Here is a 13,638-nt window from a genome sequence, read left to right as displayed (position 1 = left end):
TTAAAAACTTCATATATCAAAAACCACTTAGACATTATCTAAGTAAGTGTCAAACCTTACTTATGCAATAACGACTTGCGAAGCAAGGAGTGTTGCAGTCTTTAGGTGGGTCAAGGGAGCGTAGCTCCTTGTCGCAAGGAAAGGCTTTGCCTTTCTGCGAAGTAAATATGGAGAGTTTGATCCTGGCTCAGAGTGAACGCTGGCGGCGTGCCTAATACATGCAAGTCGAACGGACAAGTAAGAGCTTGCTCTTATGAGTTAGTGGCGCACGGGTGAGTAATGTATAGCTAATCTGCCCCATAGTGGAGGACAACAGTTGGAAACGACTGCTAATACTCCATACTCCATTTATATATAAGTATAAATGGGAAAGTCGAACCCTATATATTGTTTATTTATCAAATACCTACGGCGCAACCGAAAGTTGCGGTGTGCTTTAGGTGGGTCAAGGGAGCGTAGCTCCTTGTCGCAAAGACGGACTTTGTTCGTCTGCGAAGTAAATAATATATAGGGTTTCTCGCTATGGGATGAGGCTATATCGTATCAGCTAGTTGGTAAGGTAATGGCTTACCAAGGCTATGACGCGTAACTGGTCTGAGAGGATGATCAGTCACACTGGAACTGAGACACGGTCCAGACTCCTACGGGAGGCAGCAGTAGGGAATATTGCTCAATGGGGGAAACCCTGAAGCAGCAACGCCGCGTGGAGGATGACACTTTTCGGAGCGTAAACTCCTTTTCTTGGGGAAGAAATTTGACGGTACCCAAGGAATAAGCACCGGCTAACTCCGTGCCAGCAGCCGCGGTAATACGGAGGGTGCAAGCGTTACTCGGAATCACTGGGCGTAAAGGACGCGTAGGCGGATTATCAAGTCTCTTGTGAAATCCAATGGCTTAACCATTGAACTGCTTGAGAAACTGATAATCTAGAGTGAGGGAGAGGTAGATGGAATTGGTGGTGTAGGGGTAAAATCCGTAGAGATCACCAGGAATACCCATTGCGAAGGCGATCTGCTGGAACTCAACTGACGCTAATGCGTGAAAGCGTGGGGAGCAAACAGGATTAGATACCCTGGTAGTCCACGCCCTAAACGATGTATACTAGTTGTTGCTGAGCTAGTCTTGGCAGTAATGCACCTAACGGATTAAGTATACCGCCTGGGGAGTACGGTCGCAAGATTAAAACTCAAAGGAATAGACGGGGACCCGCACAAGCGGTGGAGCATGTGGTTTAATTCGAAGATACGCGAAGAACCTTACCCGGACTTGATATCTAACAAATCATCTAGAGATAGAAGAGTGTCTGCTTGCAGAAATGTTAAGACAGGTGCTGCACGGCTGTCGTCAGCTCGTGTCGTGAGATGTTGGGTTAAGTCCCGCAACGAGCGCAACCCACGTCATTAGTTGCTAACGGTTCGGCCGAGCACTCTAATGAGACTGCCTTCGCAAGGAGGAGGAAGGTGTGGACGACGTCAAGTCATCATGGCCCTTATGTCCGGGGCGACACACGTGCTACAATGGCGTATACAATGAGACGCAATATCGCGAGATGGAGCAAATCTATAAAATACGTCCCAGTTCGGATTGGAGTCTGCAACTCGACTCCATGAAGCCGGAATCGCTAGTAATCGTAGATCAGCCATGCTACGGTGAATACGTTCCCGGGTCTTGTACTCACCGCCCGTCACACCATGGGAGTTGATTTCACTCGAAGCCCAAATACCAAACCGGTTATGGTCCACAGTGGAATCAGCGACTGGGGTGAAGTCGTAACAAGGTAACCGTAGGAGAACCTGCGGTTGGATCACCTCCTTTCTAGAGTACAATGAATATTCTCTCACAAGATATTCGTCAAAGGAAAATTTAGATTATTGTTATAGATAATCTACTCAATCGACCTTGTTTAGTTTTGAAAGATTGACGGCTAATAAATAATAATTATCTAGTTCCTTAACTACCTAGGCAAAAACCTAAATTTATGATTTATGACAAATAAATTTTGAAATAAATCTTTGTAATTTTAGGTGGGTCAAGGGAGTGTTTGCACTCCTTGTCGCAAAGATAAATTTTTATTTGTCTGCGAAGTAAAGGATAGCATGGGGAATTAGCTCAGCTGGGAGAGCGCCTGCTTTGCACGCAGGAGGTCAGCGGTTCGATCCCGCTATTCTCCACCATTTATAAATGGACGATGATTTATCATTGTGGTTGTAAATAAATAGTATTTATGATTTATTTTTAGCTTAGACGAGAAAGCTTTTAAGAAATTAAGGAGCGTATCGGATATACGTGACGAAGGTTTCGCAAAAAGCTGACGAAGTATAAGTTAAAAAGAAACATAAGATATGCGAACTATTTTAGCTTTAGAGAAGGAAAATCTCAATGAGGCAAGGAGCATACATAAAAGTATGTGACGAAGCTAAAGCGGAGATTTGACGCACTATAAAGCTAAAAGAGAAAGCAAGAGGGCCTATAGCTCAGCTGGTTAGAGTGCACCCCTGATAAGGGTGAGGTCACAAGTTCAAGTCTTGTTAGGCCCACCATTATTGAAATTTAGCTTTTAAGCATTAGCTCGCTTATAGTTTAACTGAGTATAAAAGATAAAAGCCCAAACAAAGAGTTTGGTTGATCCTAAATTCTTTGTTTAGACTTTGTCATGGTCTAAGTTCTTTTATTTATCATTGTTAAGAGTCACAAGCAAGTTTTAATAAAAACAATTTTACAGGACTTGTTAAAGATTTAAATCTCTAATCTCTTTGCATTTAATAATGCAAAAGTTTAACATCACAATTATATGGAGCTAAATTAAAACTTATCCATATATAGTTAATGCTTTCCGTCTTGGAGGATAGAGTTTAAATGCAGTAACTAAAAGTTATCTTTAACAAGGAAGTGATGCGAATTAGAATATATAAATATACTAATGACTTCTTTTAACCGATACCATCTAAACTTAAATTTTAGAGTGATCTAATTTTAAAATATACGGCGCTTCCGAAAGAAGCGGTGTGCTTTAGGTGGGTCAAGGGAGTGCTTGCACTCCTTGTCGGAGCAAGAGCTTTGCTCTTGCGAGAAGTTAAAAAAGGTAAGCTACTAAGAGCAAGTGGTGGATGCCTTGGCTAGTAGAGGCGATGAAAGACGTGCCAGGCTGCGATAAGTCTCGGGGAGCCGTCAAGGGGCTTTGATCCGGGAATTTCTGAATGGGGCGACCCAACTAATAGAGATATTAGTTACCGTAATGGAGCGAACGAGGGGAATTGAAACATCTTAGTACCCTCAGGAAAAGAAATCAAACGAGATTACGCTAGTAGCGGCGAGCGAACGCGTAAGAGGGCAAACCACTAGTTTACTAGTGGGGTTGTAGGACTGTAACATAGACTAAATTTAGCTAATAGAATGATCTGGAAAGGTCAAGCATAGAGGGTGATACTCCCGTATATGAAAGCTTTATTTTACTTAGCAGTATCCTGAGTAGGGCGGAACACGTGATATTCTGTCTGAAGCTGGGTAGACCACTATCCAACCCTAAATACTACTACTAGACCGATAGTGCACAAGTACCGTGAGGGAAAGGTGAAAAGAACTGAGGTGATCAGAGTGAAATAGAACCTGAAACCATTTGCTTACAATCATTCAGAGCCCTATGATTTATCAGGGTGATGGACTGCCTTTTGCATAATGAGCCTGCGAGTTGTGGTGTCTGGCGAGGTTAAGGAAACCCGGAGCCGTAGCGAAAGCGAGTCTTAATAGGGCGTTTAGTCAGATGCTGCAGACCCGAAACGATGTGATCTATCCATGAGCAGGTTGAAACTGGTGTAAGAACCAGTGGAGGACCGAACCCGCTAGCGTTGAAAAGCTATGGGATGACTTGTGGATAGGGGTGAAAGGCCAATCAAACATCGTGATAGCTGGTTCTCTCCGAAATATATTTAGGTATAGCGTCATGTAGTAGCTATAAGGGGTAGAGCACTGAATGGGCTAGGGCATACACCAATGTACCAAACCCTATCAAACTCCGAATACTTATAGTGTAATCATGGCAGTCAGGCGGCGAGTGATAAAATCCGTCGTCGAGAGGGGAACAACCCAGACTAACAGCTAAGGTCCCTAAATCTCATTTAAGTGGAAAACGATGTGAAGTTACTGAAACAACCAGGAGGTTGGCTTAGAAGCAGCCATCCTTTAAAGAAAGCGTAATAGCTCACTGGTCTAGTGATTTTGCGCGGAAAATATAACGGGGCTAAAATGAGTACCGAAGCTTTAGACTTGCACTTAATTTTAACTATAAAAATTTTACACAAGGTTTTAAGTTATGTTTCTCATAATTTAATGAACTTTGTGAGTTAAATTATGAGAAAATAGTTTACTAAAAGTAGTTAGAATTAAGTGCAAGTGGTAGGAGAGCGTTGCATTCAGCATTGAAGGTGTACCGGTAAGGAGCGCTGGAGCGGATGCAAGTGAGCATGCAGGCATGAGTAGCGATAATTAATGTGAGAATCATTAACGCCGTAAACCCAAGGTTTCCTACGCGATGCTCGTCATCGTAGGGTTAGCCGGGTCCTAAGCAAAGTCCGAAAGGGGTATGCGATGGAAAATTGGTTAATATTCCAATGCCAACTATGATGTGCGATGGAAGGACGCTTAAGGTTAGAGGAGCCAGCGGATGGAAGTGCTGGTCGAAAGGTGTAGGTTGAAATTCAGGCAAATCCGAATTTCTTTATCCAAGACCCCACAGGCATTTGAAGTTCTTCGGAATGGATAGTGAATCCTTGATACCATCGAGCCAAGAAAAGTTTCTAAGTTTAGTTATAGTTGCCCGTACCGTAAACCGACACAGGTGGGTGGGATGAGTATTCTAAGGCGCGTGGAAGAACTCTCTTCAAGGAACTCTGCAAAATAGCACCGTATCTTCGGTATAAGGTGTGCCTAACTTTGTGAAGGATTTACTCCGTAAGCATTGAAGGTTACAACAAAGAGTCCCTCCCGACTGTTTACCAAAAACACAGCACTCTGCTAACACGTAAGTGGATGTATAGGGTGTGACGCCTGCCCGGTGCTCGAAGGTTAATTGATGACGTTAGCTCTGCGAAGCGTTTGATCGAAGCCCGAGTAAACGGCGGCCGTAACTATAACGGTCCTAAGGTAGCGAAATTCCTTGTCGGTTAAATACCGACCTGCATGAATGGCGTAACGAGATGGGAGCTGTCTCGAAGAGGGATCCAGTGAAATTGTAGTGGAGGTGAAAATTCCTCCTACCCGCGGCAAGACGGAAAGACCCCGTGGACCTTTACTACAGCTTGACACTGCTATTGGGATAAAGATGTGCAGGATAGGTGGGAGGCTTCGAGTAATAGACGCCAGTTTATTATGAGCCATTGTTGAGATACCACTCTTTTTTATTCTGATAGCTAACTAGCATGAGTTATCCTCATGTAGGACAATGTCTGGTGGGTAGTTTGACTGGGGCGGTCGCCTCCCAAAATGTAACGGAGGCTTACAAAGGTTGGCTCAGAACGGTTGGAAATCGTTCGTAGAGTATAAAGGCAAAAGCCAGCTTAACTGCAAGACATACACGTCAAGCAGAGACGAAAGTCGGTCTTAGTGATCCGGTGGTTCTGTGTGGAAGGGCCATCGCTCAAAGGATAAAAGGTACCCCGGGGATAACAGGCTGATCTCCCCCAAGAGCTCACATCGACGGGGAGGTTTGGCACCTCGATGTCGGCTCATCGCATCCTGGGGCTGGAGCAGGTCCCAAGGGTATGGCTGTTCGCCATTTAAAGCGGTACGCGAGCTGGGTTCAGAACGTCGTGAGACAGTTCGGTCCCTATCTGCCGTGGGCGCAAGAAGATTGAGGAGAGTTGACCCTAGTACGAGAGGACCGGGTCGAACCAACCACTGGTGTACGAGTTGTCCTGCCAAGGGCACCGCTCGGTAGCTAAGTTGGGATGTGATAAGAGCTGAAAGCATCTAAGCTCGAAGCCAACTCCAAGATGAATCTTCTTTTAAGAGCTCAATTAGACTAATTGTTCGATAGGCTGGGTGTGTAATGGATGAAAGTCCTTTAGCTGACCAGTACTAATAGCTCGTCTGCTTATCTTTATAAGCATCACTTCCTTGTTAAGGATAAATTTTAATTCCTATTTTTTCTACTATGCTTCGTTAGACTTCGTTTCAGACTTCGGTCACGTATAAAACATACGCTCCCTCGTCTTTACTCGTCTGCCTCGCCTAGCGAAAAAATAGTTCTTAAAATTGTTTAGCATTAAAATTGATAAGATTTCTAATCTAAATTCATATCCGAACAAGACCTTGTTTTTATCATTGAAACATCGCTTTGACTTTTAACAATAAAAGCAGTGTTAAACAAGAAATTTCTAAATTTAACTAACCTGGTATAATAAAACTAGATTGATTAAATTACAAAGAAATTTTAGTTTAGACGAGGCGAACGAAGCAAGAACGAAGGAGCATACATATAGTATGTGACTGAAGTTCGTAGTAAAGCACAACGAAGTATAAACTAAAATTCTGCAGCAATTTTTTATTTAACACTGCCCGTGGCTATACAGACGAGGAAACGCCTTGCTCCATCTCGAACCAAGAAGCTAAGCTCGTCATGGCTGATGATACTCTCCCTTACTGGGATGTTGGAAAAGTAGGTCGCTGCGGGCTTTGTTAGAATTCTAGCTTTCCGTATCGTTTAATCGTTTAAAAACTCAATTCCGGGTTCAATATCTTTATCTTTGATATTAAAATTTTAATCTACTTGGTTTTCGGGTGTTTGGCTTGAGCGTGGTAAGATTTTATCTCGCGCGAAAGCAAAAACCAAGCGGGCGCATTTGTCCGAAGCCTAGCCCTTTAATTTCATCATTTTTTCTAAGATTTCATACACGAGATCAAGCTTCGTAAAGCCGTCTCTATCCAAAAAATGCCCGCCCTTTTGCACCTCGTAAAACTTAGCATCGATCTGCCCCGCTAGCTCACGGCTGAAGCTAAACGGCACGATATAATCATCCTTTGCGGCAATCACCGCGCGCTGTTTTGCGGCGGCTTTTATGCGCTCAAAATCAAAGCCTTTATCCATAAACTCGTCTAAAATTTTAAATTGTGGATCGCTAAGCGGCTTTGCGAGCCCCGAGACCAGCACGACGCCCTCTACTGTGCCGCCCAAAGCGTCGCTTTGCAAAAAATTTAAGATCGTAGGGCAGCCGAGGCTGTGTCCGACCAGATAAACTTCGCCTTCAAATTTTACGCTTTCTCGCAAGGTTTTCAGCCATTCATCAAGCCTCGGATGCGCAGGCGTAGGCATCGTTAAAATTTCCGCCCTCGCGCCCGATTTTTCGATCTCGCCTTTAAGCCAAGCAAACCAATGGCTTTTAGGCGAAGCATCATAGCCGTGCACGATATAGACGCACTTTTGCATATTTTTCTCCTTCGAATTTAAGCTCGCCCCAAACGAGGCGGTACCGACGCAAAGTAGCGAAGCTGCGCATGCTAGGCTAAATTTCATCGCATTTCGTCTTTTGCTATTCATCTATAGCTCCTCTCATTTCTAAAGCGGACATTTTACATCGTTTTTTAAAAAAGATTTCTTAATCGGTATATCACTTCAAACAATAAAAGCAATCCCTTATTTAACACTGCCCGTGGCTATACAGACGAGGAAACGCCTTGCTCCATCTCGAACCAAGAAGCTAAGCTCGTCATGGCTGATGATACTCTCCCTTACTGGGATGTTGGAAAAGTAGGTCGCTGCGGGCTTTGTTATTTATACTAAACTTTCTTTCATAAATCATGATCTTTAATAACTTGACTCAAATGATAAAACTATAAAAATTTGATCCATACAATATAAAAATATCCATAAAATATAAAATCCACCTATCTTCTATATGTAAATTTATGATTGCTATGCTAAAATCACTCCTCAATTCAAATCAAAGGAACAAACATGAACAAGGTATTATTGTCATTGATAGCTACTGCTTCATTAGCGTTGGCAGCTGTAAATTTAAACACTGCTACTAAAGAGGAGCTCATGAGCTTGGATGGTATAGGAAGCTCTAAGGCAGATGCCATAATAGAGTATAGGAAGGCAAACAAATTCAACTCCATAGAGGATCTAAAGAAAGTAAATGGCATAGGTGACAAGACATATGAAAATTTAAAATCAGATATTTCTACCTCAGGAGATACTAGCATAAAAGAAAAAGCTAAAAAGCAAAAAGATAAAGTAAAAGAGACCAAAGAAAAGATAAAGAGTAAGGCAGAAGATAAAAGTAAAGACATAAAAGAAGATACGAAGAGCAAGACTAAAAAGATGAAAGAGAAGATGGTAGGGTGATATAGAATAGATATAAAGCAGTAGTGAAATAGGTGGGGGGGGGTTATCCATTCCCTTCCTTAAGTAAAACGTTGTAGAGATAAAAACCATATTTAAAATGATATAAAATTTTTGATTTTTTGAATATTTATTGATTTTTAGATAAAGCTAGAGGTTAAAATTTGTAGAGTAAGATGAATGCGTAGAACAAGCTTTTTGCTTGACAAACAAGGTCATTTTTAGTATAATCACTTTTCATTTTTTCAAAAAACGTCTTGCTAGCTCAGTCGGTAGAGCATCTCACTTTTAATAATGAGGGGGTCGTTGGTTCGAATCCAACGCAGGACACCATTTTTGGGTTTTTGACCCTTTCGTCTAGTGGCTCAGGACTCTACTTTCTCTGTGTAGAAACAGAGGTTCAAATCCTCTAAGGGTCGCCAGATATTTAAAATTTTGATAGGTCGCTTAGCTCAGTTGGTAGAGCGCCACCCTTACAAGGTGGATGTCATAAGTTCGAGTCTTATAGCGACCACCATTTAGGTGCAGTGGTAGTTCAGCTGGTTAGAATGCCGCCCTGTCACGGCGGAGGTCGCGGGTTCGAGCCCCGTCCGCTGCGCCACTCGTCTTGCTAGCTCAGTCGGTAGAGCATCTCACTTTTAATGAGGGGGTCGTTGGTTCGAATCCAACGCAGGACACCATTTTTGGGTTTTTGACCCTTTCGTCTAGTGGCTCAGGACTCTACTTTCTCTGTGTAGAAACAGAGGTTCAAATCCTCTAAGGGTCGCCAGATATTTAAAATTTTGATAGGTCGCTTAGCTCAGTTGGTAGAGCGCCACCCTTACAAGGTGGATGTCATAAGTTCGAGTCTTATAGCGACCACCATTTAGGTGCAGCGGTAGTTCAGCTGGTTAGAATGCCGCCCTGTCACGGCGGAGGTCGCGGGTTCGAGCCCCGTCCGCTGCGCCATTGCCTTAGTTTAAGGCTTTTTGACTTTATATTGTAGTATCATTCAAACGGTTGCCTCGTTAGCTCAGTTGGTAGAGCATATCACTCTTAATGATGGGGTCGTAGGTTCGAGACCTACACGGGGCACCATTTTCGGCCCATTCGTCTAGTGGTTAGGACACCAGCCTCTCACGTTGGTAACACGAGTTCGAGTCTCGTATGGGTCACCATTTTAATTTATAAAATATCAATCTCAATAATCTATATCAGCAAAAAATCGTTCAAAATTTTATATACTCCAGAGCAATCAAATCTTATAAAGCGATACTATCGTCGTCGTTTGATGTTCGCATCTATGCCAGGTGATCCTAAGGTGAGCAAAATTCGCGAAGTGCCTTTTGAGGCGTTTAAAAGTTTAAAACAGAGTCAAATTTTATATTTAATAATTAGCGATAAATGAAAGTAGATAGAGGGCAAGGCCGCCCTCTATGATTATTTTAGAGTTTGGATATACTCGGCTACTGCCTGAGCGTCTGCATCGCTTAATGGAGTCGCAATAGGCTTCATCATAGCTCCCATGCCGTAGGAGTTTTTGCCTGTTTTATACTCTTTTAGAGCGGCAACGATAGTGGCTGTATCAAGAGATGAGAGCGCAGGGACTTTGTTGTTGAACATTTTCTCGGCTTTTTGCCCGTGACAGGCGATACATTTTTTGTATATAGTCGCGCCATCAGCCGCGAACATCGAGCTTGCAAGCATAGCTGCAACACTAGAAACGATTAGAAGTTTTTTCATTTTTCATCCTTTTTAAAAAATAGTTCAAATTATATTATAAAAACATAAATTTAAACTTGATTGCAAAGTTTATATCGGTAATAGTTTAAATAATTTTAGCTATAATCACGAGATGAGTAAAATTTTAGGCAATAAAGCACTATTTTTGGACCGAGATGGCGTTATAAACGAAGATACAGGGTATGTTTATGACATCTCAAATTTTAAATTCCGCGATGGGATTTTCGATGTTTTGCGTAAATTTTGCGAGCTTGGCTACAAGCTCATCGTCGTGACGAACCAATCAGGTATAGGACGAGGTTACTACACGCAAAAGCAATTTGAAATTTTAAACGATCATATGCTGGCAGAGTTTAAAAAGTGCGGTATAAATATCGCAAAGGTCTATTTTTGTCCGCATGCTCCAGAGGCTTCGTGCGAATGTCGCAAGCCAAAACCAAAAATGATCCTGGATGCCGCTTTGGAATTTGGCATAGACCTTGATAGATCCGTCATGATAGGCGATAAACCAAGCGATGTATCGGCCGGTCAAAATGCTGGCGTAGGGCTAAATTTCTTGCTTGACGGGCAAAATTTCAAGAGTGTGAATGATGTTTATGAATATATGAAAAAGGAAAAATTATTATGAATTTAGACGGTAAAAATATAGTCGTAACGGGAGGCGCAGGCTTCATCGGCTCGGCCTTGGCGCATTATCTCGACCAAAATTTCAAAGACGCACGCGTTTTGGTCGTGGATAAATTTAGAAGCAATGAGACCTTTAGCAACGGGAATTTAAAGAGCTTCGGGCATTTTAAAAATTTACTGGGCTTTAAAGGCGAAATTTTTGCCGGCGATATAAACTGCAAAGATACCTTGCAAAAGATAGCGGATTTTAGGCCGGATATAATCTTTCACGAAGCGGCGATCTCGGATACTACGGTTCGCGAACAAGATGAGCTTGTAAAAACTAACGTAAACGCCTTTGTAAATTTGCTAGACATCTGCGAAAGCGGTGGTGCAAAAATGGTTTATGCGAGCTCCGGCGCTACATACGGCAACGCAAAAAGTCCGCAAAAAGTCGGCGAATGCGAAGCCCCAAACAACGTATACGGCTTTAGCAAGCTCGCGATGGATAATATCGGCAAAATTTACGCCAAGCGTGGCGTAAGCGTAGTCGGACTGCGATATTTCAACGTTTATGGTAAGGGCGAGTTTTTCAAAAATAAGACCGCATCGATGATCTTGCAGTTTGGGCTTCAAATTTTAGCTGGCAAAGCGCCGCGATTATTTGAGGGAAGCGACAAGATAAAAAGAGATTTTGTATATATAAAAGATATCATAAATGCGAATTTAAAGGCCCTTGACGCGCCAAGTGGCGTTTATAACGCAGCGACGGGAAGGGCCAGAAGCTTTCAGGATATCGCCGATATATTGCAGCGTGAGATCGGCGTAAATTTGGGGAACGAATACATCAAAAACCCATACCTAGGCTCTTATCAGTTTCACACCCAAGCCGACATAGAACCGACTAAAAAGGCTTTAGGATACGAGAGTCAGTGGAGCCTAGAGGAGGGCATAAAAGACTATTTGCCTGAGATAAAGAGGATATTTAAGGAAGAGATAAATGGCTAAGAAGGTTGAAATTTTAGTCGTCGGCGATCTCATGCTAGATCACTATATTTGGGGTAGCTGCGATCGTATCTCGCCCGAAGCACCCGTACAGGTAGTCAAGATAGCCAAGGAGACGCATCGCCTAGGCGGAGCGGGCAATGTCGTGCAAAATTTGCTCGCTCTTGGAGCGAAGGTCAGTGTCGCAAGTGTCGTCGGAGACGATGAAGTGGGGCTTCGCATAAAAAATATGCTTAGCGAGCTTGGTGCTGGTGGTGGGCTGATACTTAGCGAGAAGGGCCGCGAAAGCTCGATAAAAAGTCGCGTGATGGCCTCTCATCAGCAAGTCGTGAGGATAGATAAAGAAAGTGCCGTCAAGATAAATTTAGAGTCCGAGCTCGTGCAAAAAGTGACTGAAAATTTAAGGAATTTCAGCGTCGTTTTACTTAGCGACTACGGCAAAGGCGTCCTTAGCGACAAGGTCTGTCAAGACATCATAAACGAGTGCGTGCGGCTTGGTATCCCGGTGCTGATAGACCCTAAAGGCAACGACTATTCAAAATACAAAAACGCAACGCTACTTACTCCAAATCGCAAAGAGGCGAGCGAGGCGACCGGCATCGCTATAAAAAATACCAGCGATCTAAGAGCCGCCATAATGAAGCTCAAAAACGAGCTTAACCTCAAATACTCCATCGTCACGCTCTCGGAGGAGGGCATCGCGCTTTTTGACAAGGAGCTTGAGATCTTCCCTGCCGAGGCCAAAGAGGTCTTTGACGTCACGGGCGCCGGAGATACGGTGCTTGCGACGCTTGGATACATGTTAGCCAGTAAAAAAGATATCAAAGAAGCTATCAAAATGGCAAATTTAGCCGCCGCCGTGGTAGTCGCAAAGATAGGAAGCGCGACGGCAAATTTTGGCGAGATAGAGGAGCTTTTGCGAAGTAGAGCGAACGCAGAATTCGAGCACAAGATAAAAAGCGCCGAGCAGGTGGCTGAAATTTTGTCTCAAAGAGGCGAGAAAAAGGTCGTTTTCACAAACGGCTGCTTTGACATCTTGCACGCAGGGCATACGAGGTATCTCGCTAAAGCGCGCGATTTTGGCGATATTTTGATCGTAGGGCTAAACTCCGACACATCAGTGCGCAGGCTAAAAGGCGAAAGTCGCCCGATAAATTCGCAGTTTGATAGAGCTTGCGTGCTTAGCGGGCTTGGTTTTGTCGATTATGTCGTGATATTTGACGAAGACACGCCTCTAGAGCTCATCAAAAAGCTAAGGCCGGACATCCTCGTAAAGGGCGCGGACTATGAGGGCAAAGAGGTCGTTGGAAGCGATATCGTAAAAGACGTCAGGCTCGTTGAATTCGTAGATGGCAAGAGCACTAGCGCGATAGTAAAAAGGATAAAAGATGCTGATAAATGAGATGATAAAAAACGAATTTAATGCGCATTTGCAGACTTTAAACGAGACTGCAAAGATGAGCGAGCAGCTGCAAAAAGCTTGCGAGATGGTCGTTGGTGCATTGAAAAACGGCGGTAAAATTTTGATATGCGGAAACGGCGGGAGTGCGGCTGACGCGCAGCATTTTGCCGCCGAGCTTACGGGCAGATACAAGAGCGAGCGCAAGCCGCTTGCCGGTATCGCCCTCACTACAGATACTTCGGCGCTTACGGCTATCGGGAACGACTACGGATACGACACGGTGTTTTCTAGACAGCTTGAAGCGCTTGCACGCGAGGGCGACTTGCTCGTGGCGATCTCGACTAGTGGAAATAGTAAAAACGTGCTAAACGCACTTGAGGTCGCTAAACGCCTTGGCGTGACTACGCTTGGCTTTAGTGGCAAAGGAGGCGGAGCAATGAATGAAAAATGCGATCTAAATTTGGTCGTCCCAGCCAGCGATACCGCGCGAATTCAAGAGATGCATATCTTTTTCGTGCATACGATCTGCCAAGCCGTAGATATGGCGTATTGATGGAGCGCACGG

The 13,638-nt window shown here is 43.7% G+C and carries 7 protein-coding genes, 11 tRNA genes, 4 rRNA genes and 1 pseudogene; 21 read left to right on the top strand and 2 right to left on the bottom strand.

Translation table 11 applies throughout. The annotated features are described in order from the left end of the window. Positions 1–164: 164 nt before the first annotated feature. From CCVT_RS06660 to rrf (CCVT_RS06640), 5 genes are all read left to right on the top strand, one after another. Positions 165–1,815, top strand: a 16S ribosomal RNA gene (locus tag CCVT_RS06660). A gap of 283 nt (positions 1,816–2,098) precedes the next feature. Continuing rightward, positions 2,099–2,174: transfer RNA gene (locus CCVT_RS06655), tRNA-Ala, on the top strand. A 289-nt stretch (positions 2,175–2,463) separates the two neighbouring features. Continuing rightward, positions 2,464–2,540, top strand: a tRNA-Ile gene (locus tag CCVT_RS06650). A gap of 540 nt (positions 2,541–3,080) precedes the next feature. Continuing rightward, positions 3,081–6,096: ribosomal RNA gene (locus CCVT_RS06645) — 23S ribosomal RNA — on the top strand. A 454-nt stretch (positions 6,097–6,550) separates the two neighbouring features. Next, positions 6,551–6,669, top strand: a 5S ribosomal RNA gene (gene rrf, locus CCVT_RS06640). A 178-nt stretch (positions 6,670–6,847) separates the two neighbouring features. Here rrf (CCVT_RS06640) and CCVT_RS06635 read toward each other — a convergent pair. Beyond that, entirely contained in the window at positions 6,848–7,531 is a 684-nt protein-coding gene (locus CCVT_RS06635) for an RBBP9/YdeN family alpha/beta hydrolase (protein ID WP_018135842.1), read from the bottom strand. 108 nt (positions 7,532–7,639) lie between these two features. Between CCVT_RS06635 and rrf (CCVT_RS06630) the strand changes: the two genes are divergently transcribed. From rrf (CCVT_RS06630) to CCVT_RS06575, 12 genes and pseudogenes are all read left to right on the top strand, one after another. Then, positions 7,640–7,758, top strand: a 5S ribosomal RNA gene (gene rrf / locus CCVT_RS06630). The 16S, 23S and 5S rRNA genes sit together here with 2 tRNA genes alongside, the layout of an rRNA operon. A gap of 190 nt (positions 7,759–7,948) precedes the next feature. Continuing rightward, on the top strand, positions 7,949–8,341 hold the full coding sequence (locus CCVT_RS10125) for a ComEA family DNA-binding protein (RefSeq protein WP_169765189.1): 393 nt from the start codon (positions 7,949–7,951) through the stop codon (positions 8,339–8,341). Positions 8,342–8,592: 251 nt separating this feature from the next. Beyond that, positions 8,593–8,671 (top strand): annotated as a pseudogene (locus tag CCVT_RS06620). Between the two features lie 13 nt (positions 8,672–8,684). Continuing rightward, a tRNA-Glu gene (locus tag CCVT_RS06615) sits at positions 8,685–8,760 on the top strand. Positions 8,761–8,779: 19 nt separating this feature from the next. Further along, positions 8,780–8,855 (top strand) — tRNA-Val (locus tag CCVT_RS06610). A 7-nt stretch (positions 8,856–8,862) separates the two neighbouring features. After that, positions 8,863–8,939 (top strand) — tRNA-Asp (locus tag CCVT_RS06605). A gap of 3 nt (positions 8,940–8,942) precedes the next feature. After that, a tRNA-Lys gene (locus CCVT_RS06600) sits at positions 8,943–9,018 on the top strand. Positions 9,019–9,031: 13 nt separating this feature from the next. Continuing rightward, positions 9,032–9,107, top strand: a tRNA-Glu gene (locus tag CCVT_RS06595). Between the two features lie 19 nt (positions 9,108–9,126). Further along, positions 9,127–9,202: transfer RNA gene (locus CCVT_RS06590), tRNA-Val, on the top strand. A gap of 7 nt (positions 9,203–9,209) precedes the next feature. Beyond that, positions 9,210–9,286, top strand: a tRNA-Asp gene (locus tag CCVT_RS06585). Between the two features lie 53 nt (positions 9,287–9,339). After that, positions 9,340–9,415: transfer RNA gene (locus tag CCVT_RS06580), tRNA-Lys, on the top strand. 5 nt (positions 9,416–9,420) lie between these two features. Then, a tRNA-Glu gene (locus tag CCVT_RS06575) sits at positions 9,421–9,495 on the top strand. Between the two features lie 262 nt (positions 9,496–9,757). Here the strand turns inward: CCVT_RS06575 and CCVT_RS06570 are convergent. Beyond that, the gene (locus CCVT_RS06570) at positions 9,758–10,060 is read right to left on the bottom strand and encodes a c-type cytochrome (protein ID WP_018136597.1); all 303 of its coding nucleotides are present in this window, start codon (positions 10,058–10,060) and stop codon (positions 9,758–9,760) included. A 112-nt stretch (positions 10,061–10,172) separates the two neighbouring features. On the opposite strand from CCVT_RS06570, the gene CCVT_RS06565 reads away from it, so the two are divergent. From CCVT_RS06565 to gmhA, 4 genes are read left to right on the top strand one after another with little or no spacing between them, the layout of a single operon-like run. After that, positions 10,173–10,688, top strand: coding sequence for a D-glycero-alpha-D-manno-heptose-1,7-bisphosphate 7-phosphatase (locus CCVT_RS06565; RefSeq protein WP_026175469.1), 516 nt, complete (start codon positions 10,173–10,175; stop codon positions 10,686–10,688). Continuing rightward, positions 10,685–11,674 (top strand): ADP-glyceromanno-heptose 6-epimerase, encoded by a 990-nt coding sequence (gene rfaD, locus CCVT_RS06560; RefSeq protein WP_018136595.1) that lies wholly within the window; start codon positions 10,685–10,687, stop codon positions 11,672–11,674. Before CCVT_RS06565 ends, rfaD begins: the two co-directional genes overlap by 4 nt. Beyond that, positions 11,667–13,073 (top strand): D-glycero-beta-D-manno-heptose-7-phosphate kinase, encoded by a 1,407-nt coding sequence (gene rfaE1 / locus CCVT_RS06555; protein ID WP_018136594.1) that lies wholly within the window; start codon positions 11,667–11,669, stop codon positions 13,071–13,073. Before rfaD ends, rfaE1 begins: the two co-directional genes overlap by 8 nt. Next, on the top strand, positions 13,060–13,626 hold the full coding sequence (gene gmhA, locus CCVT_RS06550) for a D-sedoheptulose 7-phosphate isomerase (protein WP_018136593.1): 567 nt from the start codon (positions 13,060–13,062) through the stop codon (positions 13,624–13,626). Before rfaE1 ends, gmhA begins: the two co-directional genes overlap by 14 nt. Positions 13,627–13,638 lie beyond the last annotated feature (12 nt).

It is taken from the genome of Campylobacter curvus (assembly GCF_013372125.1).
Classification (GTDB): Bacteria; Campylobacterota; Campylobacteria; order Campylobacterales; family Campylobacteraceae; genus Campylobacter_A; species Campylobacter_A curvus.
Note: the sequence above shows the minus strand (reverse complement) of the source record. Positions and strands in the feature narration are given on the sequence as shown.

Bases quoted from the DNA above. Each gene is read 5' to 3' on its own strand.
- CCVT_RS06635 (WP_018135842.1), bottom strand. From the start codon at position 7,531: ATGAATAGCAAAAGACGAAATGCGATGAAATTTAGCCTAGCATGCGCA.
- CCVT_RS10125 (WP_169765189.1), top strand. From the start codon at position 7,949: ATGAACAAGGTATTATTGTCATTGATAGCTACTGCTTCATTAGCGTTG.
- CCVT_RS06570 (WP_018136597.1), bottom strand. From the start codon at position 10,060: ATGAAAAAACTTCTAATCGTTTCTAGTGTTGCAGCTATGCTTGCAAGC.
- CCVT_RS06565 (WP_026175469.1), top strand. From the start codon at position 10,173: ATGAGTAAAATTTTAGGCAATAAAGCACTATTTTTGGACCGAGATGGC.
- rfaD (WP_018136595.1), top strand. From the start codon at position 10,685: ATGAATTTAGACGGTAAAAATATAGTCGTAACGGGAGGCGCAGGCTTC.
- rfaE1 (WP_018136594.1), top strand. From the start codon at position 11,667: ATGGCTAAGAAGGTTGAAATTTTAGTCGTCGGCGATCTCATGCTAGAT.
- gmhA (WP_018136593.1), top strand. From the start codon at position 13,060: ATGCTGATAAATGAGATGATAAAAAACGAATTTAATGCGCATTTGCAG.